Below are 23,491 nucleotides of genomic sequence, written 5' to 3' on the forward strand. Positions count from 1 at the left end.
AATCGCGCAGGCATGCCAGGTGGTTGGACACGTTCGGGCGTGTCAGGTCCAGATCTCGGGCCAGTTCCGCCGGGTAAGCGGGATGGTCGAGCAGGGTCAAGATGATCCGGGATCGAGTGGGGTCGGCCAGTGCACGACCCAGGCGGTTCATCACGTCGAGACGCGAAGCAATAGTCAGCATGGACTGAACTATACAGCGCGCACTGAACACTCGGTCACAGGCGTCAGCCGCTGAGGGCGGCCGCCCTACTTTGTACGAATCGCGGGCCAGCACCCCGATTCACAAACTGGTACGCGGGAAGTCGCACAAACTGCAGTGCATCTCGACAACGACGGGGTTGCGGTGGGGGCGGCATGGGCCCTATTCCTGCCGCACGACGATGCCGGCTACGGATTCGTCGACGAGCGGACTCCAGAAGTGTCTGTGTGGGTGAGCGCAGGTCACCGTCGAATGGGGATCGGCAGAGCTCTGCTACAACGCCTTCGAGCAACAGCCTCGTCTCGGCAGATCGCCACGCTCAGCCTGTCGGTCGAGCCCGACAACCACGCCCGAAACTTGTACCTCTCGGAGGGCTACGTCCCGGTGGCAGGGCGCGAAGACGATGGCGTCATGGTGAAACATTCACACACGTGTGAAGCTCACATCTAGCGGGGAGCTCGGAGGTCGGCGGTCGCCCTTCGGCCCCGGGCTCTAGCCTGGCCCCGTGACCCGTTTCAGCTCACTGCCCATCCGTGAAGTGATCGGCGACACCATCGCGGACGCCTCCGTCTGGCCCTTCAGCATGGGCCCGGTCAGGCAGCTGCTGCGCGACGGGCTCGAGCTGTCCGAGCTGACTGTGCTGGTGGGGGAGAACGGGGTCGGGAAGTCGACCATCATCGAGGCGATCGCCATCGCCTATGGGCTGAGTCCCGAGGGCGGCAGCACGCACGTCCGGCCGTCCCTGCGCCCCACCGAGTCGCCGCTGCACGAGAGGATTCGGCTGGTTCGCGGCCTGGCCCACTCCCGCTGGGGTTACTTCCTCCGCGCCGAGACCATGCACGGCCTGTTGACCTTCCTCGAGCAGAACCCGGGGGCAGACGGCCCCTACCACGAACGCTCACACGGCCAGGCCTTCACCGAGCTGCTCAGCACCAAGCTGGTGCATCTGTCGCGCCGGGGTGGCCTCCTGGTGCTCGACGAGCCCGAGGCCGGACTCTCGTTCCTCACCCAGGTCAAGGTGGCCAACCTGTTGGCGGAGCTACGCGACGACGGCATCCAGGTGCTCATGGCGACCCACTCCCCCATCCTCACAGCGATCCCCGGGGCCCGCATCGTCGAGTTGGACGAGGACGGGTTCCGCACCCGGGAGTGGAAGAACCTGATGTCGGTGGCGCTGTACCGGCGATTCCTCGCCGATCCCGGGTACTTCGGCTTGGACTGACCAGCCGGTGACCGCGCCGAGCCCTGATGCCGTCGATCGGGGAGGATGAACCCATGGAAGCCCTGCACGCCGGCGCCACCCCCCGCAGCTGGCGGCGGGTGGCGCTGGCGATGATGGCCGCAGGGTGGGGCGCCAACCAGTTCGCTCCGATGCTGCTGGCCTACCGCGACGAGCGGGGATTGTCGGAGCAGCTCGTGACCGGGATGTTCGCCGCGTACGTCGGCGGGCTCGTGCCTGCCATGCTCGCGGCGGCGTGGGTGTCGCAGCACACGGGCAAACGGCCGTGGGTGCGGATCTCGTCGGTGCTGATGCTCGCGGGCAGCGTCCTGCTCCTGTCGGGTGCCGACTCCCCCGGGCTGCTGTTCGCGGGTCGCATCGCGTCAGGGATCGGGGTCGGCCTGGTCATGGCCCCCGGCACGGCGTGGGTGAAGGAGTTGTCCGCCGGCCTACCCGTGGGCACGGGCGCCCGCCGGTCCACGGTGGCGCTGACGGCCGGTTTCGCGATCGGCCCCATGGTCGCCGGCGTCCTTGCGCAGTGGCTCCCGGCACCACTGCAGCTCACCTACGTGGTCCACCTGATCGCCCAGGCGGTCGCCGCTGCCTTGGTCTGGAACGCGCCGGAGCTCGACACGTCAGAGCAGCCCACGCCGACGGTCGGGACCGCCGCGGCGCACGTGATGCAGGGCTGGTTCTGGAAGCTGATCGTGCCGTCGGCGCCCTGGGTGTTCGGCGCGGCGACGGTCGCGTTCGCCGTCATCCCCGCCCTCGTTGGCCCCGTGCCGGGCCTACCCAGGATCGCCACCGCGGGCCTTGCCGCGGGTCTGACGCTCGGCACCAGCGTGCTGGTTCAGCCGTCGGTCCGGCGCTACGCCCACCACGATCCCGGCCGGACGCCACCGCTGGGCATGGCCGTGCTCAGCGTCGGCATGCTGATCGCGACCGCGGCCGCGCTGTCCCCGCATCCGCTCTGGCTGGTGCCCGCGGCCGTGGTGCTGGGGGCGGCGCACGGCCTGCTCATGGTGGGCAGCATCACGATCGTCGAGCACCACACGCCGCCGCACCTGATGGCCCCGACGACGGCCGTCGTCTACAGCCTGACCTACATCGGCTTCCTCGCGCCCTACGTGGTCAGCTCGGCGTCGCTGCTCATCCCCACGTGGACGTTCCTCGCCGCGGGGGCCGGCGTCGCGGCCCTCACCCTGGCCTGGCTCTGGTTCGAACGCCGGGACGCCTGAACAGCCGCCGCCCGGCCGGCCTGGCCCCCGCATGGATCGCCGAGATGGTCTCACGCCAGACCCGGTGACCGGCCCCTGACTCTGGCACAGTGGCGTCCATGGCCCTCCCACAGATGCCACCCCCGCGGCTCATCGCGCTGCGCAGCGTGGCCACCCTTGTGATCAGCCTGCTCATCGCCCAGGCGGGGTGGGCCGCCGCGTTCCTGGGCGGTGACACCGGCTACCGCCGACACCACGAGGTGATGGCCGGCATCACCCTGGCCGTGTGCGTCGCCGCCGCCGTCGTGTACGTCGCGCTGCGTCGCACAGCGGGGCCGGTGAACGTCGGCCTCGCCGTCGCGGTGGCCGTCGCGGCCAGCGTCCAGTACGGCCTGGGTGTGGCCGGCTCGACCTCCCTCCACATCTTCCTGGGCGTGCTGCTGGTCGGGCTGGGGACCGCGCTCACCTCGTGGACCTACCGGCACCGGCCGCCCGAGCCCGCCGCCACCTGACGGGGATCACACCGCGGCGTCGCCGTCGACGGGGAGGCTCAACCTCGCCCCGAGGCCGCCAAGTGTGGACTCCTCCAGCGTGACGTCGCCGCCGTGGTCCCGCGCGATCTCCCGCGCGATCGCCAGCCCCAGCCCGGTCCCTCCGGCACCCCTCTCCCGCGCCTCGTCGAGCCGGACGAACCGCTCGAACACCCGTTCGCGCTCGCCCTCCGGCACGCCCGGCCCGTCGTCCTCAACGACGACAGTCCCCGCCGCGACCGTCACCCGCACCGCGCCGCTCGCGTGCCGGACCGCGTTCTCGACCAGGTTGCGCACGACCCTGCCCAGCGCCGCCGCGTCGCCCCACGCCATCCCTTCGCCCCGCAGGTCGACCTCAACCTCCGACGGCATCGCGGCGACCACCTCAGCCGCGACCGCCACCAGGTCGACCGGGCGCCTCGCCGACGGAGCGGCGCCGACCCGCGCCAGCAGCAGCAGGTCGTCGACCAGGGCCTGCATCCGGAGCACCTCGGGCTGCAGCTCCGCTGACAGGTCGGCGGCCGACACCGCCTCCGGGTGGGCCGCCGCCACCTCGACGCTGGCCCGCAGCGACGACAGCGGGGACCGCAGCTCGTGCGCGGCGTCCTCGACGAACCCGCGCTGCCGCACGGCCGCGCGGTCCAGCCGGTCCAGCATCTCGTTGAGGGTCCGCGCCAGAGCGCCCAGCTCGTCGTCGGCCGACGGCACCGGAAGCGCACCCGGCCCGCCCTCGACGGCGACCCGGGCCGCCGCGCTGCGCAGTTCCTCCACCGGACGCAGCGCGCGCCCCACCGCGAACCAGATCACCCCGGCCAGCAGGAGCGTCAGCGTCGGCACCACGCCGATCAGCGACACCCGCAGCGCGCGCACGACACCCTCGACATCACGCAGCGGCAGCGCCACCACCACCGTGACCGGCTCGCCGCGCCACGACGCAGCGGCCGCGACGACCCGTGCCCGCTCGTCGTACGCCGTGCGCGACGTCGCCGGTCCGGCCTCGCGCAGCCTCGCGACCTCTGGGCCGTCGAGGATGGGCAGCGTCCGACTGGCATTCGCGGAACTCGCCACGACTCGGCCATCGGCGTCCAGCACCTGCGTCATCTCGCCGGGTTCGGTGACCGGCAGCGGCTCGGGCAGCCGGTCGTCGGCCACCAGCCGCGACACCGTCGCCGCCCGCTCCCCCGCCGCCTCGTCAAGCGCGGCGATCCGGCTGGTCGACACCACCCAGGTCAGCGCGACGGCGCCGAGCGCCAGCCCGACCGCCACCAGCCCCGCGGTCACGAGCGTCAGCCGCAGCCGCAGCGACAGCCCGCCCCACCGTCGGCCCGAGCCGGCCACGGCTCAGCCCGCCACTCGGTATCCGGCGCCCCGGACCGTGACGACGACGTCGCGGCCCAGCTTGCGCCGCAGGTACCCGACGTAGACCTCCACGACGTTGAGGTCCTCGCCGGTGCCGTCCCACACGTGGTCGCGCAGCTCCACCTTGCCCACGACGCGGTCGGCGTGCCGCATCAGATACTCCAGGAGCGCCAGCTCGCGCGTGGTCAGCTCCACCGGCTGACCGTCGAGCAGCAACGTGCGGGCCGAGGGGTCCAGCTCCAACCTGCCCACCGACAACACTGCCGGACGCGACCCCGCCGGCCGCCGGACCAGCGCCCGGAGCCTGGCCACCAGCACCACGAAGGAGAACGGCTTGGTCAGGTAGTCGTCGGCGCCGAGGTCCAGGGCGTCCGCCACGTCGTACTCGCCGTCCTTCGCGCTCAGCATCAGCACCGGGGTCCACACCTGGCGGTCGCGGAGGGCGGCCACGACGTCGTAGCCGTTGCGGCGGGGCAGCATGACGTCGAGGACGATCGCGTCGTAGTCACCGTGCGTCGCCAGCGACAGGCCGGTGTCGCCGTCGTGGGCGGTGTCGACGGCGAAGCCCTCCGCGGTCAGCCCGCGCTGGAGCGTCCGCGTGAGCCCGCGCTCGTCGTCGACCACCAGTACCCGCACGCCCCCATCCTGCCAGCGCCCCGGCAGGCGGCACGGCTCTCTCAGCGTCCTCTCAGCGACGCCGGTCTACCGTGGGGGCATGACCGACCGTCGAACCCCGTTCCGCTCCCCGTGGCTGGCCCCGGCCGCGGTGGCCGCCGCCGTCGCCATCGGCCTCATCGCGCAGCCGCTGCTCGCCTCCGGGGAGGGCAGCGACCTGCCCGACCTCACGGCCGAGGAGCTCGTGGCGCGCGTGCTCGAGGCCGAGCCGCAGGCCATGTCCGGCACCGTCGTGCACACCGCCCGCCTGGGCCTGCCCGACCTCCTGTTCACCGAGGCCTCCGGCGCCGACCCGATGTCGCTGCTGGGCGGCAGCTCCACCCTGCGCCTGTGGACCGACGGCGACGAGCGGGCCCGCGTGTCCCTGCTGGGCACCATGAGCGAGTACTCCGTCGTGGCCGACGGCACGGACGTGTGGACCTACTCCAGCGCCGACGACGAGGCGGTGCGCTACACCATGAGCGACGCCGACCGCGCCCGGCTCGAGGCCATGGGCGAGGAAGCCCGGGCGAAGGCCCTGGCCGAGCGCGCCGAGCTGCCGACGCCGCAGGAGGCGGCCGCCGATGCCCTGGCGAAGGTCGAGGAGCACTCGAGCGTGCGGGTCGACTCGCAGGTGACCGTGGCCGGCCGCGACGCCTACCAGCTCGTAGTCACCCCGGACACCGACGGCACCCTCGTCGACCACGTCGTGCTGGCGGTCGACGGCGAGACGATGACCCCGCTACGCGTCCAGACGTGGAGCACGCAGGACGAGACGGCGCCGGCCGTCGAGGTGTCGTTCACCGACGTCGACTTCTCCGCCCCGGCCGAGTCCGTGTTCGAGTTCTCAGCCCCAGCGGGCGCGACGCAGCGCGACGTCGTGGTGCCGATCCCCGCCGAGGACGGCGAGCGGCCCGCGGAGATGCCCGCCCACGGGGGCGAGCATCCCGAGCCTGCGGTGCACGGCACCGGGTGGGAGACCGTGATCGAGCTGGCCGGCGTCGACGTCGCGGCCATGCTGGCTCAAGACCCCGCCGCCATGGGCGGCATGCCCGAGGACTTCACCGGCTCCGACGAGGCCGAGGACCTCATGGAGGAGTTCAAGCCCGAACACGGCGCCGGTGGCATGGACCTCGACACGGGCGCGCTGTTCGAGCAGCTCACCGCCGAAGTGCCCGAGGGCCGGCTGCTCAGCTCGACGCTGCTGAGCGTCCTCATCACCGACGACGGGCGCGTCCTGGTGGGCGCGGTGCCCGCCGAGACCCTGCGCGCGATGGCGTGAGCGCCCCCGCGATCCGCACCGAGGGGCTCACCAAGCGGTTCCGTTCCGGCCAGGTGGCCGTCGACGGCATCGACCTGGTGGTGCCCCGCGGCGCCGTCTACGGCTTCCTCGGCCCGAACGGGTCGGGGAAGACCACCACCATCCGCATGCTGCTCGGCCTCGTCCGCCCCACGGCGGGCGCCGCCTGGCTCCTCGGCCAGCCCATGCCCGACGACGCCGGCAGCGTGCTGCCGAGGGTCGGGGCGCTCGTCGAGGGACCGGCTTTCCAGCCGTACCTGAGCGGGCGCGCGAACCTGGCCCGGCTCGACGCCTGCGACGCCACGGCCGACCCCGCCACGTCACGGGTCCGCATCGAGACGGCGCTGGAGCGCGTCGGCCTCACCGCGGCCGCCCGGAAGCGCTACCGGCAGTACTCACTCGGCATGAAACAGCGGCTCGGGCTCGCGGCCGCTCTGTTGCGGCCGCGCGAACTGCTCGTCCTCGACGAGCCCACCAACGGCCTCGACCCGCAGGGCACCCGCGAAGTGCGCCACCTGATCCGGGAGCTGGCCGCCGAGGGGTCCACCGTGCTGGTGTCCTCGCACCTGCTCGCCGAGATCGACCAGGTCTGCACCCACATCGGCATCATGGGCCGCGGCGCTCTGCTGGCGCAGGCCGAGCGGCAGGACCTGGCCGTCGACGACGACCCCCGCGTCGTCGTCACCACCACGCCCGACGGCGTCGCGGAGGCCGGGCCGGTGCTGGAGAGGCTGGGCCTGGCGGATGTCACCGTCGACGGCCTCGAGCTGACCGCTCGTCTCGGCGCGATCCAGCCGGAGCGGGTCTCCGCCGCCCTGGTGCACGCCGGGGTCCCACTCGCCGGGCTGGAGGTCCGGCGACGCAGCCTGGAGCAGCTGTTCGTGGAACTGACCGGGGAGGGCTTCGATGTCGCGCGCTAGGGGATCCTTCGGGCGGCTGCTGCGCAGCGAACTCGCGCTGCTCTTCGGACGACGCCGCACACTCGCCCTGCTCGCCGGCCTCGCCGCCGTACCCGTGCTGCTGTCCGTGGTGCTGTTCATCGCGCAGGGCCAGGGGCTCGACGGCCAGGGGCCGGGCTTCATCGGCAGGGTCACCGGCAACGGGCTGTTCCTCGTCGTCGCGGCCCTGTTCATGTGCCTGCCGTTCCTGCTACCGCTCACGATCGCCATCACGTCCGGCGACACCATCGCCGGCGAGGCCCAGACGGGGACGCTGCGCTACCTGCTGACGCTCCCAGTGGCCCGGACGCGCCTGCTGCTCGCCAAGGCGCTCGTGGCGCTGGCGTTCGCGGCCGCGGCGGTGCTGGTCATCACTGCCATGTCGCTGGCCGCCGGCGGCGCCTTCTTCGGCCTCGGCGAGCTGACGCTGCTGTCGGGCACCACGGTGTCCCTCGGGGACGGCATCGGCCGGATGCTCGGCGTGGCCGGCTACGTGGCGATGTCGCTGACCGGGTTGGTGGCGGTCGGGGTGTTCATCTCGACGCTGACGGAGGTGCCTGTAGGGGCGATGGCTGCCACGGTCGTGGTCTCCGTCGTGTCCACGGTCCTCGACTCGCTCCCGCAGCTGGCCGCCATCCACCCGTACCTGTTGACGCACCACTGGTTCGACTTCGCGGAGTTCCTGCGCATCGAGGTGGACTGGAGCGTGCTGGCGTCGGGGCTGCTGGTGCAGGTGGCCTGGGTCGCGGTGTTCGGCTCGCTGGCCTGGGCGCGCTTCCGCTCGGCCGACGTGACGTCCTAGGCTCGCCCTGTTCCCACCCGAACAGGAGACCACGATGGCCCACGTCCCCACCACCCCCGTCACGCTCGGCGCGTCGCGGCTCGGCGAACGGCCCGACGGCGACGCGCTGGCCGACGCCCTGCTCGCCTCGCCGCTGGGCAACGTCGACACGAGCAACAACTACGCCGACGGGCGCAGCGAGGCCCTGCTCGGCGACGCGATCCGTCGCGCAGCCGGGCTCCCGCCCGAGGCGTTCGCGGCGCACGTGTCGCGGGTCCGGGAGCTCGCACGCGAGGCGGGCGTGGACCTCGCCGCGGCGGCCCTGCAGTTCTCGACGAGGCACCCGCTCATCGACACCACGGTCGTGGGCATCCCGTCGCTGGCGCGGCTCGACGCGCTCGCCGACCTGGTCGCGGCTGACGTGCCGGGCGCGTTCTTCGACGAGATCGAGGCGCTGGGCGCGCCCCCGGCCAGCGGCAACGACTGAGCGTCGCCGCCGGCCGGTCCGCGGTCAGGCTGCGGCGTCGTCCGAATCGACGGCGTCGGCGAGCTTCTCCGACAGCGCGGTCAGCTCCGCGACCTTGGCGGCGCCGGCCGTGACCTCGCCCTCCATGGTGACGTCGTCGGTGAACTTCAGGCCGGTCGCGCCCACGACGTCGGCCTTCACGTTCTGCAGCAGCTGGGTGAGTGCGGTCGTCGCGCGCTGGCCGGCGCCGAAGCCGTAGCCGAGCAGCGCCATGGGCTTGCCCTCCCACTCCGCGTAGAGGTAGTCGATCGCGTTCTTCAGCGGGGCGGGGAAGAAGCCGTTGTACTCCGGCGTCACGACGACGATCGCGTCGGCGGCGTCGATGGCGGCCTTCCACGCCAGCGTGTGCGGCTTGGTGTAGATGCCCGAGCCGGCGGGCGCGTCCTCGTCCAGGAACGGCAGGTCGATCTCGGCGAGGTCGAGCATCGTGACGTTCCAGTCGGCGGCCAGGATCTCCCGGGCCCAGGCGCTGACGCGCCCGCCGATGCGCTGCGGACGGGTGGACGAGACGATGATCGCGAGGTTGTTCACCTGTCAACTATCCCACAGGGATATTGACATTTCAACTAAGCCCTCGGCGCCTCACTCGAGGCGCAGCCCCGCCAGCGTCTCGACCCACAGCGGCATGAGGTCGGCGCCCGGGGTCCACACCCACTCCCAGGTCCGGATCTGCGGGCTCTCCCCCGCCGGCTGCGTCACCGCGTACGTCACCGGGTCCCCGAACTGGTTCATCAGGACAAGGTACGCGCCTCCCTGCGTGAACACCCCCGACTGGTCGGGCACGGGCTGGGCCTGCGAGATGGCGAGCACCAGGTCGCCGGGGAGTTCGCGCTGGATCCAGTCCTCGCCGTCGGCCGCGTCGGCGGGCTTTCCGCACACGACGCCGCGGTACAGCGAGCCGCGCTCCACGGGGCCCAGCGAGTTGAGCCCGACCAGCGCAGCGGTGTCGCTGCAGACGTCGACCTCCTCGACGAACGGCTCCGGCGCCGCCTCGCGCTGGGCGGCCCACAACGGCAGCAGGTCCTGGAGCAGCTGGGCGCCGCCCGCGCGGTTGCCCCATCCGCCGACCCACTCGCAGTTGACGGTCTCCGCCGACACGATCCGGCGCTCGCCGTCGGGGTAGTCCAGCACCACGTGGTAGGTGATGCCGCCCATCTCGGTGCATGCCTCGTAGTCGGGGTTCGGCAGCGCGTTGATGGCGGCGGCCACCCGGTCCGGGTCCGTGGTCAGGGGCTCGATGGGGCCCACGCCGCCGAACGTCTCCCAGCGGTCGCCACACAGCCATGCCCTCGCTGCGCCGTCGGGGAGGTTCTCGGTGCTGGGGAGTTCCTCGGCCGCGAGGGCGCCGGTCTGGATGTCGTCGCACACCTGCGAGACCAAGCCGTCGCCACGCTCATCCGGGAGCACGACGGGGGTCGGGCTGGGCGACGGGACAGGTCCGCCGTCAACGCCCTGCGCCTCGACGATGCGCGCCTCGAGGGCAACGTCCAACGGCCCCCACATCCAGCGGGCCGTGCCGTCGTCCCACCAGTAGGTGGCGTCATTCCGGTGGAGCGAGACGGGATCGCCCGTGGGCGTGAGCAGGACCAGGGCCGGGAGCGGCGCCTCCCACCCCACCTCCGTGCTTGCCAGCGCGTCGCCGGACTGGAGCGCGGCGAGGAGATCGGCGGTGAGTTCGGCGTCCAGCTCGACCGCCGAGCCGTCCGCACGGCAGGCGACCGCTCGCGTCAGACCGTCCAACTCCAAGGGCCGGAGGACGGAGGCGTAGGAGGAGTCGCAGAGCGCCGCCCCCGTGAACTGGAACCCGGACTCCTCGCGCTCGGCCTTCCACAGCTCGCGGAGAGTGTTCAGGTAGCCGGCGCCGTCGGCTCGGAAGATGTCGAGCATGCCGGTCGCGTCCCGGAGGTCGCCGCAGCCGGCGATCCGCACCGCCCGGTGCACGCCGTCGCCGTACTCGACGACCACCGTGTAGTCCAGCGGATTCGGCATGCAGTCCAGCACCCCCTCAGACCTCTCCAGCGCGTTGAACGCCGCGACGGCGTCCTGGGCGTGCGCGACCAGCGGATCGGGCGCGCCCACGAGCTCCAGCTCCGAGCCGGTGTCGGACCGCCCGCACAGCCACACGCGGGTGGCGCCGTCGGGGAGGTCGCCGTCGACCAGGGGCGAGGCGCTCGGGACGGGGTCCTTGCAGATGTCGGGGACCAGCCGCGTTGTCGTCGTCGTCGGGCTGGGGGTGGCCAGGACGGTGGAGCGGCCGGGGAGGTTGAAGGCGAGCGGGGTCGCCATCGCGGCGACGAGGAGCAGCGCGGCGAACGTGCCCCCCACCCGACGGCGGCGCGCCTTGCGGCGGGCTCCCTCGGCCCACTCCCGGGTGTCCGGGCGCGGCGGGACGGCGGCGCGGAAGGCGTCGGAGAGGTCGTTGTCGTTCATGACTGGTCCTCCGGAGTGGCGAGGTGGGGGGATCGTCGCAGGGCGGCGAGCCCGCGGCTGACGTGGGAGGTGACGGTGCCCTCGGGGATGTCGAGCAGTTCGGCGACCTCACGCGTGGGGCGGTCCTCGAAGTAGCGCAGCACCAGGACCGTGCGCTGGAGGCGGGGCAGGGTGGCGAGCGCGCGGCGGAGGTCGGCGCCCGGGGCGGGGTCCTCGAGCGGTGACGGCCTGTCGGGCGGGCTGTCGGACGGCACCTCGGAGCGCCACTGCAGCCGCCGCCACCACGACACGAACGTGCGGTACATCGTCGTGCGCACGTAGGCCTCGAAGTGGCGGTCGTTGACGAAGGTGTCGTAGCGCCAGTAGGTCTTCGACAGCGCCGTCTGGACCAGGTCCTCGGCGTGCTGCGCGTCCCCGGTGAGCAGCCAGGCGGCGGCCCATAGTTCACCGCCGCGGGCCGCGACATACCTGTCGAACCCGCCGGCCGTCACCTCGACCGCACGGTCCATCACTGCCTCCATGCCCTCTATACGCCGCGGGGGGTGGGTTCCGCTGCATGGGGCGTGACAGAACTCACATCAGTGGGGAAATTCGGCCCATCTGGGGCTGCCCACAGCAACTGGTGTGAATCCTGTCACGGTTCGCTCAGCCGACGACGCTCGCCGCACGCCGGTCGCGGACCTGCTTGCGCAGCACCTTGCCCAGCATCGACTTCGGGAGTTCCTCGACCACCACCACCTCGCGCGGCACCTTGTAGGCCGCCAGCCGCTCGCGGCAGTACGCGCGCACGGCCTCGCCGTCGACGGCGGCGCCCGGCCGGGCGACGACCTCGGCCACCACCCGCTCGCCGCCGCCGGCGAGCGGGAGCCCGACGACGGCCGCGTCGTCGATGTCCTCGTGCGAGCGCAGCACCGCCTCGACCTCCGTCGGCGACACGTTGAAGCCGCCGGTGATGATGAGTTCCTTCACGCGGTCCACGATGGTGGTGAAGCCGTCGGCGTCGACCGTCACGAGATCCCCGGTGCGCAGCCATCCGTCCGGCAGCAGTACCGCCTCGGTCTCCTCGGGCGCGTTCCAGTAGCCCTGGAACACCTGCGGCCCGGCCAGGAGCAGCTCGCCGCGCTGGCCGGGCTCGACCACACACGACGGGTCATCGGGATCCACCACCCGCATGCGGGTGCTCGGGAACGGGATGCCGATGGTGCCGGTGCGCCGCGACGGGTGGAAGGGGTTGCCCAGCGCCACCGGGGCACACTCCGTCAGCCCGTAGCCCTCGACGAGCAGCCCGCCCGCGACCGACTCCCACAGCGCCACGATGTCGTCGGTGAGGTTCATCGCGCCCGAGATGCAGAACCGCGCGGAGCGCAGGCTGATGCCGCGCTCCATCGCCCGGCGCGCCGTCTTCTCGTAGATGGGCGGGACGGCGCAGTACACGGTCGGCGGGGTGCGGCGGGCGGCGTCGAGGACCATGTCGGCGTCGAAGCTGGGGAACAGCACGATGCGGGCTCGTTTGAGGATGCCGAAGGTCAGGTACAGGGTCATGCCGAACGCGTGGAACATGGGCAGCACGGCGTAGATGACCTCGCGGCCGTCGACGGCGTCGTGCATCCACGCCGCGCCCTGCAGCGCGTTGGCGTAGAGGTTGCGGTGGGTGAGGACGGCGCCCTTGGCGCGGCCGGTGGTGCCGCTGGTGTACTGGATGACCGCGACGTCGTCGACGGCTGGTCGCGGATGGGCGGGATCCACCGCCGGGCCGCGGAGCAGGTCTTCCCAGGGGATGGTGCCCGGGGCCGGCTGGGTGAGGCGGTCGCGGGTGGCGCGGAGCTTCGGCACGGGCAGCTGCAGGGCGAGCCGCTTGACCGTCGGGAAGGCGCGCAGCAGGTTCACCGCGACGATGTGCTCCACCTCGATGTCGGCGGGCTGCTGCCGGATCTTCGCCACGGCCGCGTCCCAGGCGATGACCACGCGCGCGCCGTGATCCTCGAACAGATGCCTCAGCTCACGCGACGTGTAGAGCGGGTTGTGCTCGACGACGATCGCGCCCAGCCGCAGTGCGGCGTAGAACGCGACGACGTGCTGCGGGCAGTTGGGGAGAATGAGGGCCACACGGTCGCCCGCGCGGACGCCGAGCCGGCGCAGCCCCTCGGCGGCCCGCGCGATCTGGTCTCCGAGGGCGCGGTAGGTGGTCTCGCGGCCGAAGAATTGGAGCGCGACGCCGTCGCCGCCGCGCTCGACGGCGTCCTCGCACATCTCCACCAACGAGGTGGTGGGGATCTCGATGTCTGCCGGGACCCCCGGCTGGTAGTGCTGCACCCAGGGGCGGTCGTCGGTCATGGGGTCCATCCTGTCAGGACCCCCGGGCGGGTCAGCCGTCGAGGTCCATGTCGCCGGCGAAGTGGCGGAACTGCTCCTTCGTGGCGTGCATCTCCCACAGTCGCTCGGCCAGGACGGTGGGGTCCTTGCGGGGATGGCCCTCGATGATGCCGCCGGGGATGATCAGCTGCGTCACGTGGATGTTGTCCGGCTTGAGGGCGTCGTGCAGCATCTGCCCCAGCGCCGACTCCCCCGCGAACGCGACCGACGTGCCGGCGAACTTCGCCACCGGGCGCACGGCGCTGCCGCCGTTGACCAGCAGGATCGTGCCGCCGCCGCGGAAGCGCATGTGCTGCATGACGTGGTGGATCGCCACCAGCGGGCCGTAGACGGAGAACTCGATGGCCGGCTGCAGGTCGTCGACCGTGGTCTCGAGCACGGGGCGCAGGAACTCCTTGGCCGGCAGCGGGCTGTACTGGAGCACGTCGATGGGGCCGAGGTCCGCGGCAGCGTCGTCGAGCGCAGCCCGAAGGGAGTCGTGGTCGCGGACGTTGGCCGCATACCCGCGCGCGGTGATCCCCTCGCCGGCGAGCTCGTCGGCCAGGGCGTGGACGCGGTCCGCCGTGCGGGAGATGAGCGCCACCGCGAATCCCTCCCGGGCGAAGCGCCGGGCGGTCGCGGCGCCGAGTTGCGATCCGGCACCGATGATGGCGAGCGTGGGCATGGTGACCTCCTGTGGTCGTCGTCGACTACCCACCGAGCCTATCGACTACCGCCCCGCTCCCGCCGGGCGGGCAGCCATCACGCCGCCACCGGGGACCGGTCAGACGCTGTGGTCGTCGAGGCGGAACCCGATCTTCAGCCCGACCTGGTAGTGCGCGACCTTGCCGTCGGCGATGTGACCGCGGATCTCCGCGACCTCGAACCAGTCCAGGTGCTGGATGGTCTTCGACGCGCGGGCCACGGCGCCGTCGATGGCCTGCTGCAGCCCCTCGGACGAACTCCCGACGATCTCGATGACCTTTTAGGTGTGATCGCTCATGAGAACCCCTTCGTTCAGCGGTGGGAATCCACCGGTCGATCTGTTCCACAGTAGGCGAGGTGGGGCCGCTCCGCAGGCGTCGGGCTCAGCGGCGCGGTCGGTGTCGCGGCGACGGGTCGGCAGACAGTCCGATGGTCGCCCAATCAGCCCAGGGTCAGGGACACGAGGACGGCCAGGGCGTCGTCGACGCGATGCAGCGGCACCAGCAGGTGGTCGTGGTGGCGGCCCGCGATGACGTTGCAGCTGATCCCTGACCCCGCGAGCGCGCCGCTCACCGCGGCAGTCAGACCGACGGCGTCGAGGGCCGAATGGACCGTCAGGGTGATCCAGCCGGCCACGTAGTCGTAGTCGAGCCCCAGCGCGTCGGCGTCGTCTTGGCGGAGCACGAGGCTGAGCCCCTCCTCCTCGACGACGCTCGCGAGGGCGTCGTCGACTCCGCGACCGCCGTCGCTCGTCACGAAGACGTAGCGACCGGGCCGGACCGCCGGGGCGAGGGTGGCGAGGAGCTTGGGGAGGTCGGCTTGAGCCTGATTCATGGGTGGTTGCCTCCTCGCGGGGCCCTGGCGGAATGAGCCTGGGCCAAGTCTCACGGGCATTATCGCGCGCCAACTCGCCCATTCGGGGGTTGGGACCAGCGGCAGGCTCATTCGTCCTCGACGACCCGCGAGTCAGGCTCGTCCGCGCCCCGCAAGACGCGTGTCAGGCTCAACCCAGGGCGGCCGACGGTGGGCGCCGGGCGGGCCGTGGACCGAGCGGGCGCCCCACCCGAGTACCCTCGACCGTTATGGAACCCGGGGTCGAGTGGGTCCGGGACTACCCGGAGGCTGAGCTGAAGCGCATCTTCGGCGCACCCACCTTCTTCCGGGGCCGCAGCTACCACGAGTCCGGCCACGTCAAGGATCTGCACGTCGCCGACGGCTACTGCCGCGCCCTGGTCACGGGCAGCGGCCGCCAGATCTACGAGACCGAGGCCGAGCGCACCGGCCGGCGGCTGCGCACCTACTGCACGTGCCCGCTGGGCCACTCGTGCAAGCATGTGGTCGCGATCATGCTGGAGGCCCGTGCCCACGTCGACGCAGCCTTCGGCCCGGCGCCGTCATGGGAGGACCAGCTCGCCCCCCTGATCGCGGGGACCGATGCTCGGGCGTCCGCCGGCCGCAGACTCGCGCTCCAGTTCGCCGTCGCGGCGACGACCTACACCGGCACCCCCCGCATCACGCTCCAGCCGCTGCGGGAGGGCAGCCGCACGCCATGGGTGAAGACGGGCGCCACATGGGGCGACCTCATCCAGGCCTACCGGTCCCCCGACCTCAACCAGCCGCAGCGCGGCGTGCTCGCGCAGATCCACCAGCTGAGCCCGGACGGCGGCTACGGCTACGGCATCGCACCCACCCTCGATCTGGCCGGCCTCGGACCGCTGGTGTGGCCCCTGCTGCAGCGGGCCGCCGCGCTCGGCGTGGAGCTGCTGGCCGGCGAGGGCCTCCGGTCGGTGCGTATGGCCGACGGCGCCGCCACGGTCACGCTCGACCTCGCCCGCGACGACGACGGCACCATCCACGCGCGCCCCCAGGCCTCCGTCCTGCCGGCGGGGGCCCCCGGGCGCCTCCTCCTGCTCGGTTCCCCCGCCCACGGCCTCGGCCACCTCGACGGCGGCACGCTCACGCTCTGGGCGCTGGCCGCTCCCCCGCCCGACGGGCTCGACCGCCTCATCACCGACGGCCACACCGTCGACATCCCCGCCCACGACGCCGGCCGCTTCCTGTCCCTCTACTACCCCGCGCTGGCCCGCTCGGGCGCGGTCGGCTCGGTGGACGGATCCGTCGAGCCGCCAGACCTCAGCCCGCCGCGGCTCCACCTGACTATCCGCCACCGGCCCCCGCATGTCGCCACCCTGACCTGGGGTTTCATCTATCCGTCACCGGTGCCCGGCGGGGCGCCGACGGTGCTGCCCCTGGACCCGGCGCCCGACGGCCCGCCCCGTGACCACGCCGCCGAGCAGCGACTCTCCGACCATGGGGCCCGGTTGCTGGGCGCCCATCCCGCCCTGCTCGGCACCGGCAGGCAGCCCCTCCTCGCCACCGCGGAGCTGGCCGGCATGGCGCTGGCCACGTTCCTCATCGAGACCCTCCCCGACCTGCGCGCGGCCGGGGTCGACGTCGTCGAGGTGGGCGACGCCGCAGACTACGCCGAGGCTGACGAGGCACCGGTCATCCACCTCAGCACCGACGACGGCGCCCAGCGCGACTGGTTCAACCTCCACATCACCGTCACCGTCGACGGACAGGACGTCCCCTTCAACCAGCTGTTCGCGGCGCTCGCCGCGGGCGACGAGGCCCTGCTGCTCGACTCCGGCACATGGTTCAGCCTCGACATCCCCGAGTTGCACGACCTGCGCCGCCTCATCGAGGAGGCCCGCGACCTCGTCGACCCCGACAGCCCCGGCACTCTGCGGCTCAACCCGTTCCAGGCGGGCCTGTGGGAGGAACTCGTCGGCCTGGGCGTCGTGGCGCGGCAGAGCCGACGCTGGCGCGAGGCGGTCGAGCGCCTCCTCCCCGACGGCGACCGTCAGGATATTCCTGTGCCAGCGGGCCTGCGCGCCGACCTGCGCCCCTACCAGGAACGCGGCTTCCGGTGGCTGGCGGCGCTGTGGGACGCCGGCCTCGGCGGGGTGCTCGCCGACGACATGGGGCTCGGCAAGACCCTGCAGACCCTCGCCCTGCTCGAACGCGCCCGCGCGGACGGCCAGCTGGAGGGCGCCCCCGTGCTGGTCGTCGCGCCCGCGAGCGTCGTCGGCACCTGGCTCGACGAGGCGGCCCGGTTCGCCCCCGAACTGCGGGTCGTCGCGATCACCGCGACCGGGCGCAAGCGCGGCGACGACGTCGCGGCCGCCGTCTCCGGCGCGCACGTCGTCGTCACCTCCTACACGCTGCTGCGGCTCGAGGACGCCGAGTACCGCGCCCTGACCTGGAGCGGGCTGATCCTCGACGAGGCGCAGTTCGTCAAGAACCACCGCTCCCGGACCTACCAGGCCGCCCGCCGGCTCGGCGCCCCCTTCACGCTCGCCATCACCGGCACGCCGCTGGAGAACTCGCTGATGGATCTCTGGTCGATGCTGTCGCTGTCGGCGCCCGGGCTGTTCCCGAAGCCGGAGCAGTTCACCGAGCGGTACCGCAAGCCCATCGAGGTCGAGCGCGACCGCGCCGCCCTGGAGACGCTCCGCCGCCGCATCCGGCCCTTCGTGCTGCGCCGCACCAAGCGGGAGGTCGTCCAGGAACTGCCGGAGAAGATCGAGCAGCTCCAGCGCATCGACCTGACCCCGGCGCACCGCAAGGTCTACGACCGCTACCTGCAGCGCGAGCGCCAGCGGGTCCTCGGCATGCTCAACGACCTGGACCGCAACCGCGTCGCCATCTTCCGCGCCCTGACCATGCTGCGGCAGCTGGCCCTCGACCCGGTCCTCGTCGACGCCGTCGACGACGCCCACATGCACGGCCGCTCGGCCAAGGTGACCTCGCTGGTGGAGCAGATCACCGAGCTGGCCGCGGAGGGACACCGGGCGCTGGTCTTCAGCAGCTTCACCGGCTACCTCGCGCTCGTGCGCGAGGCGCTTGACGAGGCGGGCGTCGGCTACGTGTATCTCGACGGGCGCACCCGGGACCGGCCGGCGCGGATCGCCCGCTTCCGCGAGGGCGACGACCCCGTGTTCCTCATCTCGCTCAAGGCCGGGGGGTTCGGCCTGACGCTCACGGAGGCGGACTACGTGTTCGTCCTCGATCCGTGGTGGAACCCCGCGGCGGAGAACCAGGCCATCGACCGGACGCACCGCATCGGCCAGACCCGCTCGGTCAACGTCTACCGGATGGTGTCGGTGGACACCATCGAGGAGAAGGTGGTGGCGCTGCAGGAGCGCAAGCGCGACCTGTTCACCTCGGTCGTGGACTCCGGGTCCTTCTCCTCGGGCCGCATCACGGCCGCGGATATCCGCGGGCTGTTCGAGGGCTGAGGCCCCCGGGTCACGTCTGGCCGCCCGGCGACGGCTCGTCGACCCTGGCCTCGTCGAGGTCGGCCAGCACATCGAACAGCCGGCCGCCACACCGGATGCCGGTCACGGCCGCCGCGCCGACGAAGTCCGGGACCGGTTGCGCCTGCACGGCGCCCGACTCCTGGTCGGGGCGGAGGCCCAGCAGGATGCGCAGCATCTCGAAGGGGGTGGCGGCCGCCCACGCCTGCGGGGAGCAGGAGGTGGGGTAGGGGACCGGAACGGGCTGGTCGGCCCGGCCGAACCCGCCGAACAGCTCGGGCAGGCGCCCGTCGAACGCCTCCAACGCGTCGAGGAGCCCCCGCACGAGCCGGAGCGCCTCGGCGCGGCGCCCGTAGCGCTGCATCCCCGCGGCGGCGATGACGGAGTCGTGGGGCCACACCGAGCCGTTGTGGTAGCTGATGGGGTTGTACCGCGCCGACTCAGCCGACAGCGTGCGCAGGCCGAACCCGGTGAACATGTCGTCGGCCATGAGCCGCGCGACGACCGCCTCCGCGTGGTCGTCGTCGACGATGCCGGACCACAGGCAGTGGCCGATGTTCGACGACACCACCTCGAGGCGGCGCTTGTCGGCGTCCAGTCCCATGGCGTAGCACTCGAGGTCCGGCGCCCAGAAGGCGTCGTGGAACCGCTCCTTGAGGGCGGCGGCCCGCGACCGGAGCTCTCCCGCGTCACGTCCCCCACCCAGTGCCTCGCCCAGGTCCGCGGCCGCCAGCAGCGCCGCGTAGCAGTACCCCTGCACCTCCGCCAGCGCGATCGGGGCGCGTGCCTCCGCCCCGGAGCGGTGGCTCATCGAGTCGGTGCTGTCCTTCCATCCCTGATTCAGGAGCCCCCGGTCGCTGCTGCGCCGGTACTCGACGAACCCGTCGCCGTCGAGGTCCCCGTCGCCCAGGATCCACTCGACGGCGGCGTCGACGGCGGGCTTGAGCTCGCGCAACACCGCTGTCCCGACCCCCCACCGCAGGGCCTCACCGGCCAGGACGACGAAGAGGGGGGTGGCGTCCACGGAGCCGAAGTAGATCCGGCCGCCGCCGAGGGCCAGCGACTCGTCGACGCCGAGGCGGACCTCGTGGAGGATGCGGCCGGGCTGCTCCTCCGTCATCGGGTTGTAGCGGCGGCCCTGCCGTCGCGCCAGGGTCCGCAGCGTCCCCATGGACAGGTCGGGCGCGTAGGGCATCATCATGTGGCTGGTCAGCAGCGAGTCGCGGCCGAAGAGGGCCATGAACCAGGGCGCGCCCGCCGCGACGACGTCGTCGCCGGGGTGTTCGGGGTCGACGATGCGCAGGGCGCCGAGGTCGCGCCGGCTGGTGCGCAGCGCGGCATCCAGGACGGGGTTGCCCACCGAGACGCTCGCCGTCGCGTGGCGCCAGCTGCGCATCCGCTTCGCCGGGGCGGCGGCCTCCAGCGGCTGACCCACCGGGAACGGCGGGCCAGGCGGGGCGCCGTCGCCGCTGGTGGTCACCTCGACGGTGGCCCGCCAGGTCCCCTTGGCCGGCACCAGAACCTGGAAGAGCAGCACGCCCGGGGCGACACGGGCGTCCGGCGACGCCACCCGCACCAGGCGACCCTCCGCGGCGCCGTCGGCGGCCAGGCGGAACGTCAGCTCGCCGGCGGCGGCGTCGGAGGTGATGGCCAGCGCCCGGACCGGGCGTCGCTCCTTGACCTCGAAAAGATCGGCGAAGTCGGCCTCGACGTGAAGCGAGAGATCGAGGCCCGCGGTCTCCGTGCCGAAGTTCGTCACGGCGAGGTCCTCGCGCATCCCGTGCCCCACCATGCGGTGCCGCTCGACGACGAGCGTCGGCTCGACCTGTCCGGGGCGCGCGGGGGCGCGGCCCACGAAGCGGCACTCGTAGGGCTCGGGCGCGACCACGCCGAGCGGCTCCACCTCCTGGCCATCGACCCGCAGTTCCCAGCGGGACACAACCCGGGTGTCGCGGACGAACAGCCCGTCCGCGTGATGCGGGTGCATGTCGCCGTTAGGGCGCGACGTACTGAACGACGATCCCTCCACCACCGTCACGGTCTCCGCGGGCCGGTGCACGGGGCCGAGGCCCAGGGGTCGGCGTGGGTCCTCCTGGATCGTCGCCGTGGTGGTCCACCTGGTGTCGGACGACAGGGTCATCATGGCGTCACTCCTCCCGCACTGCCGCGTCGTGACCCTAAAAGCCTACGGTGGTATGAATGGAGGCGAGTGGACCGCGACGATGTGCGTCCCCGGCCAGGGTCGTCGGCCGCGGCCAGGAAGGAGCCGGCATGTCGCTCGAGACCGAAGGCGCTCTCACCCCTGTTCCGCTGCGCATCGGTGTGGTGGCGCCGCCGTGGTACCGGATCCCGCCATCCGCGTACGGCGGCACCGAGGCGGTCGTCGCCGCTCTCGTCGATCAGCTCGTCGCCCGCGGCCACCACGTGACGCTGGTGGCGTCGGGCCCTCCCGGCACCGCCGCGCAGCGCTATGTGCGGGTCTTCGCCGAGCCGCCGTCCGACCTGCTGGGGATCAGCATCGCCCCGGAGCTCATCCAGGCCCTCGAGTCGCGGCGAGCGCTGCCCGACGAGGACGTCGACCTCGTCCACGACCATTCCGCCGCGGGGCCGCTGCTGGCGGGCGCCGGCGCGCGGCCCACCGTCGTCACCGTCCACGGCACCGTCGACGGCGTCAACGGCGATCTGCTCCGGCGACTGGGCGGCTCGGTCCATCTCGTGGCGATCTCGGACGCGCAGCGGCGCCTGGCGCCGGACCTCAACTGGGTGGGGACGGTCCACAACGCCGTCGACGTGGCCAGCTTCCCCCTCCGGAGGGACAAGTCGGACGACGTCGTGTGGCTGGGGAGATTCAGCCCTGACAAGGGCGCTCACGTCGCGATCGAGGTCGCGGCACGGGCCGGTCGCCGGCTCATCCTCGCCGGCAAACTCAACGACGCCGCCGAGCGGTCCTACTTCAGGGAGGAGATCCGGCCGCTCCTGGGGCCCGGGGTCCGTTACGTGGGCGAGGTCGACGCCGAGCAGAAGCGTGACCTGCTGGCCGGCGCGTCCTGCCTGCTGTTCCCGATCCAGTGGGACGAGCCGTTCGGCATGGTGATGGCCGAGGCGCTGGCGTGCGGCACCCCGGTCATCTCCACACCCCGCGGCTCGGTGCCGGAGGTCGTGCGGCACGGCGAGACGGGCTTCGTCTGCGCGTCGGTGGACGAACTCGTGGCCGCCGTGATCGCCGCAGACAGCATCGATCCCGATGCCTGCCGTGCCGATGCCGAGGCCCGGTTCGACCTGCCCGTGATGGGCGCCGGTTACGAACAGGTGTACCGGCAGCTTCTCGATTCACTTGCGTGAGGTGCATCTCGTGCAAGGCTGGGACCATGAGCATGGACGCGCTGGACGGCAACATCGACGGCATCGAGGATCTGGACCAGGAGGAGATCGCGGACGCCGAGCACCCCTACGGCGAGGTCACTGCTGAGGACCTCGGGACGGACGACCTCATCGACGACGGCGCGGACGCCGCGGCGATGGTGCCGGACGGCGGTCCGGTCCCCGTCGACCGGGCGATGCACTTCGACGATCTCACCCGCGAGGAGACGATCGAGGACCGCCTTGCGCAGGAGGAGCCCGACCCCGCCGCGCAGACGACCTTCGGCGAGTAGTCGGCCAGCAGATGGCCCGCATCCTGATGGCCGGGGCACCGGCGTACGGCCTAGCCATGCCCTCGCTGCCGTTCGTGCGCGCTCGTGGACGCCGGCCACGAGGTGGACTACGTCATGGGCGAGGCCTTCCGGGACCGGGTCGAGGCCGCAGGAGCCACGTTGGTGCCGTTCGGGCCACGGGAAGCGATCACCCGCCCCGCGCAGCTGGCGCTCCAGGGGCGCCGGCTCTTCCGCGCGCTGAACGCGAGCATTCGCCGGCTGGCGCGGCACTACGACGCAGTCGTCGCCGGCGGTCTCAACCCCGAGATCCCTGATCTGCAGCGCGAACTCGACCGCCCCGTGATCAACCTGTCGCCGGTCTTCTTCCAGAACGACCGGGTGATCGCCCACCTGGCCCGGATCAGCACCACCCTGCCGGGCCCTGCGCGCCGGCTGATGGCCTCCCCCGCCGCACGCCGCCGGCTGACGGCGGTCCTCGGGCCGCTGGTGTTCGGGTCACGCCCGCCGGACATCCTCGACCTGCTGCGGCCCATGTCATCGACGCTGAACATCTCGCCGGCGACCCGGCACTACCAGCCCTTCGCCGAGGACTTCGACGATCTGCCGTGCTACTTCGCCGGCCCGACGACCACCGCGTCAGCGCCCGACCCCACGTTCCCGCTCGACCGGCTCCGGGCCCACGACGGCCCCGTCGTCTACGCCACGCTCGGCACGGTCTTCAACCGCGACCTCGACTACTTCCGGGCCATCATCACGGCGTTCGCCGACAGCGACGCCCTCGTCGTGGTCACCACCGGCCGCGCCGAAAGCCTGCCGCAGCTCGGGGAACTACCCGGCAACGTGAACGCGCGGTCGTTCGTGCCGCAGACGGACGTGCTGCGCGAAGCCGACCTGTGCTTCACGCACGGCGGGTTCGGCAGCACGACCGACACGGTTCTCGCGGGCGTCCCCGCCGTGTTCACTCCCATGGGCGCCGACCAGTTCTTCAACGCCCACCGGATGGAGGAACTCGGCGCGGGCCGGGTCCTAGGGAGGGCCGACGTCACGCCGTCGGGCGTGCGCCGCGTGGCGGACGCCCTGCTCTCCGGGGCGCGCCCGGCCGGGCTGGCGACGCTGAAGGAGTCCTTCGACCAGGCGCCGGGGCCCGCCGGGGCGGTCCGGGAGATCGAGCGGGTCCTGGCCTAGGGAAACGCTGATTAATCGGCGAGCCTGGGATTTGATGGGCCGGCCTGGTCTGTCGGGGTGGATGGTTGATCAGTGGGTGTTGAGCCGGGTCAATGACGTGTTGGCTAGGTAGAATGCTGGTTGT

General features: G+C 72.4%; 23 protein-coding genes. 12 read left to right on the forward strand and 11 right to left on the reverse strand.

Translation table 11 applies throughout. The features are described from left to right. A partial coding sequence (locus ACFQPD_RS08120; RefSeq protein ID WP_385899982.1) for an ArsR/SmtB family transcription factor occupies nt 1-181 on the reverse strand: 181 nt, incomplete at its 3' end. A 135-nt stretch (nt 182-316) separates the two neighbouring features. Here ACFQPD_RS08120 and ACFQPD_RS08125 point away from each other — a divergent pair. From ACFQPD_RS08125 to ACFQPD_RS08140, 4 genes are all read left to right on the forward strand, one after another. Next, nucleotides 317-649 (forward strand): GNAT family N-acetyltransferase, encoded by a 333-nt coding sequence (locus ACFQPD_RS08125; RefSeq protein WP_385899984.1) that lies wholly within the window; start codon nt 317-319, stop codon nt 647-649. Between the two features lie 55 nt (nt 650-704). Continuing rightward, the gene (locus ACFQPD_RS08130) at nt 705-1,421 is read left to right on the forward strand and encodes an AAA family ATPase (protein ID WP_385899985.1); all 717 of its coding nucleotides are present in this window, start codon (nt 705-707) and stop codon (nt 1,419-1,421) included. Nucleotides 1,422-1,474: 53 nt separating this feature from the next. Beyond that, nucleotides 1,475-2,656, forward strand: a complete 1,182-nt coding sequence (locus ACFQPD_RS08135) for an MFS transporter (RefSeq protein WP_385899987.1) — start codon at nt 1,475-1,477, stop codon at nt 2,654-2,656. 98 nt (nt 2,657-2,754) lie between these two features. Continuing rightward, complete coding sequence (locus ACFQPD_RS08140) at nt 2,755-3,147, forward strand: hypothetical protein (RefSeq protein WP_385899989.1); 393 nt, start codon at nt 2,755-2,757, stop codon at nt 3,145-3,147. Between the two features lie 6 nt (nt 3,148-3,153). Here ACFQPD_RS08140 and ACFQPD_RS08145 read toward each other — a convergent pair whose 3' ends face one another. After that, complete coding sequence (locus ACFQPD_RS08145; RefSeq protein ID WP_385899990.1) at nt 3,154-4,503, reverse strand: ATP-binding protein; 1,350 nt, start codon at nt 4,501-4,503, stop codon at nt 3,154-3,156. Between the two features lie 3 nt (nt 4,504-4,506). Then, a complete protein-coding gene (locus tag ACFQPD_RS08150) occupies nt 4,507-5,160 on the reverse strand; it encodes a response regulator transcription factor (RefSeq protein ID WP_385899992.1) in 654 nt (217 codons plus the stop codon). A gap of 79 nt (nt 5,161-5,239) precedes the next feature. On the opposite strand from ACFQPD_RS08150, the gene ACFQPD_RS08155 reads away from it, so the two are divergent. Genes ACFQPD_RS08155 through ACFQPD_RS08170 form a run of 4 tightly spaced genes read left to right on the forward strand, consistent with a single transcriptional unit; the run spans nt 5,240 to nt 8,684 of the window. After that, nucleotides 5,240-6,460 (forward strand): outer membrane lipoprotein carrier protein LolA, encoded by a 1,221-nt coding sequence (locus tag ACFQPD_RS08155; RefSeq protein ID WP_385899994.1) that lies wholly within the window; start codon nt 5,240-5,242, stop codon nt 6,458-6,460. Then, nucleotides 6,457-7,398 (forward strand): ABC transporter ATP-binding protein, encoded by a 942-nt coding sequence (locus ACFQPD_RS08160; protein ID WP_385899995.1) that lies wholly within the window; start codon nt 6,457-6,459, stop codon nt 7,396-7,398. Before ACFQPD_RS08155 ends, ACFQPD_RS08160 begins: the two co-directional genes overlap by 4 nt. Further along, a complete protein-coding gene (locus tag ACFQPD_RS08165; protein WP_385899997.1) occupies nt 7,385-8,218 on the forward strand; it encodes an ABC transporter permease in 834 nt (277 codons plus the stop codon). The genes ACFQPD_RS08160 and ACFQPD_RS08165 overlap by 14 nt, the downstream gene beginning before the upstream one ends. A gap of 34 nt (nt 8,219-8,252) precedes the next feature. Further along, entirely contained in the window at nt 8,253-8,684 is a 432-nt protein-coding gene (locus ACFQPD_RS08170) for a hypothetical protein (RefSeq protein ID WP_385899998.1), read from the forward strand. 24 nt (nt 8,685-8,708) lie between these two features. On the opposite strand, the gene ACFQPD_RS08175 is transcribed toward ACFQPD_RS08170, so the two are convergent. From ACFQPD_RS08175 to ACFQPD_RS08205, 7 genes are all read right to left on the reverse strand, one after another. Continuing rightward, nucleotides 8,709-9,254 (reverse strand): NAD(P)H-dependent oxidoreductase, encoded by a 546-nt coding sequence (locus ACFQPD_RS08175; RefSeq protein ID WP_353080878.1) that lies wholly within the window; start codon nt 9,252-9,254, stop codon nt 8,709-8,711. Nucleotides 9,255-9,305: 51 nt separating this feature from the next. Then, nucleotides 9,306-11,153 (reverse strand): hypothetical protein, encoded by a 1,848-nt coding sequence (locus ACFQPD_RS08180; RefSeq protein ID WP_385900000.1) that lies wholly within the window; start codon nt 11,151-11,153, stop codon nt 9,306-9,308. Next, a complete protein-coding gene (locus ACFQPD_RS08185; RefSeq protein WP_385900002.1) occupies nt 11,150-11,662 on the reverse strand; it encodes a SigE family RNA polymerase sigma factor in 513 nt (170 codons plus the stop codon). Before ACFQPD_RS08185 ends, ACFQPD_RS08180 begins: the two co-directional genes overlap by 4 nt. A 136-nt stretch (nt 11,663-11,798) precedes the next feature. Beyond that, a complete protein-coding gene (locus ACFQPD_RS08190; protein WP_385900003.1) occupies nt 11,799-13,487 on the reverse strand; it encodes a long-chain-fatty-acid--CoA ligase in 1,689 nt (562 codons plus the stop codon). A gap of 31 nt (nt 13,488-13,518) precedes the next feature. Beyond that, on the reverse strand, nt 13,519-14,190 hold the full coding sequence (locus tag ACFQPD_RS08195) for an SDR family NAD(P)-dependent oxidoreductase (RefSeq protein ID WP_385900005.1): 672 nt from the start codon (nt 14,188-14,190) through the stop codon (nt 13,519-13,521). 99 nt (nt 14,191-14,289) lie between these two features. After that, nucleotides 14,290-14,484: a dodecin gene (locus ACFQPD_RS08200; protein ID WP_385900015.1), complete on the reverse strand. Its 195-nt coding sequence runs from the start codon at nt 14,482-14,484 to the stop codon at nt 14,290-14,292. 167 nt (nt 14,485-14,651) lie between these two features. Next, the gene (locus tag ACFQPD_RS08205) at nt 14,652-15,044 is read right to left on the reverse strand and encodes an ACT domain-containing protein (protein WP_385900006.1); all 393 of its coding nucleotides are present in this window, start codon (nt 15,042-15,044) and stop codon (nt 14,652-14,654) included. 248 nt (nt 15,045-15,292) lie between these two features. Between ACFQPD_RS08205 and ACFQPD_RS08210 the strand changes: the two genes are divergently transcribed. Continuing rightward, nucleotides 15,293-18,511, forward strand: a complete 3,219-nt coding sequence (locus ACFQPD_RS08210; protein ID WP_385900008.1) for an SNF2-related protein — start codon at nt 15,293-15,295, stop codon at nt 18,509-18,511. 10 nt (nt 18,512-18,521) lie between these two features. Here ACFQPD_RS08210 and ACFQPD_RS08215 read toward each other — a convergent pair whose 3' ends face one another. Continuing rightward, complete coding sequence (locus tag ACFQPD_RS08215; protein WP_385900010.1) at nt 18,522-20,672, reverse strand: glycogen debranching N-terminal domain-containing protein; 2,151 nt, start codon at nt 20,670-20,672, stop codon at nt 18,522-18,524. Nucleotides 20,673-20,800: 128 nt separating this feature from the next. Here ACFQPD_RS08215 and ACFQPD_RS08220 point away from each other — a divergent pair, with 128 nt between their 5' ends. From ACFQPD_RS08220 to ACFQPD_RS08230, 3 genes are all read left to right on the forward strand, one after another. After that, nucleotides 20,801-21,871: a glycosyltransferase family 4 protein gene (locus tag ACFQPD_RS08220; protein WP_385900012.1), complete on the forward strand. Its 1,071-nt coding sequence runs from the start codon at nt 20,801-20,803 to the stop codon at nt 21,869-21,871. 26 nt (nt 21,872-21,897) lie between these two features. Continuing rightward, the gene (locus ACFQPD_RS08225) at nt 21,898-22,182 is read left to right on the forward strand and encodes a hypothetical protein (protein WP_353080869.1); all 285 of its coding nucleotides are present in this window, start codon (nt 21,898-21,900) and stop codon (nt 22,180-22,182) included. Nucleotides 22,183-22,266: 84 nt separating this feature from the next. Next, a complete protein-coding gene (locus tag ACFQPD_RS08230) occupies nt 22,267-23,367 on the forward strand; it encodes a nucleotide disphospho-sugar-binding domain-containing protein (protein WP_385900013.1) in 1,101 nt (366 codons plus the stop codon). Nucleotides 23,368-23,491: the final 124 nt, after the last annotated feature.

This window comes from Tessaracoccus sp. O5.2 (assembly GCF_964266725.1).
Lineage (GTDB): Bacteria > Actinomycetota > Actinomycetes > Propionibacteriales > Propionibacteriaceae > Arachnia > Arachnia lapidicapta.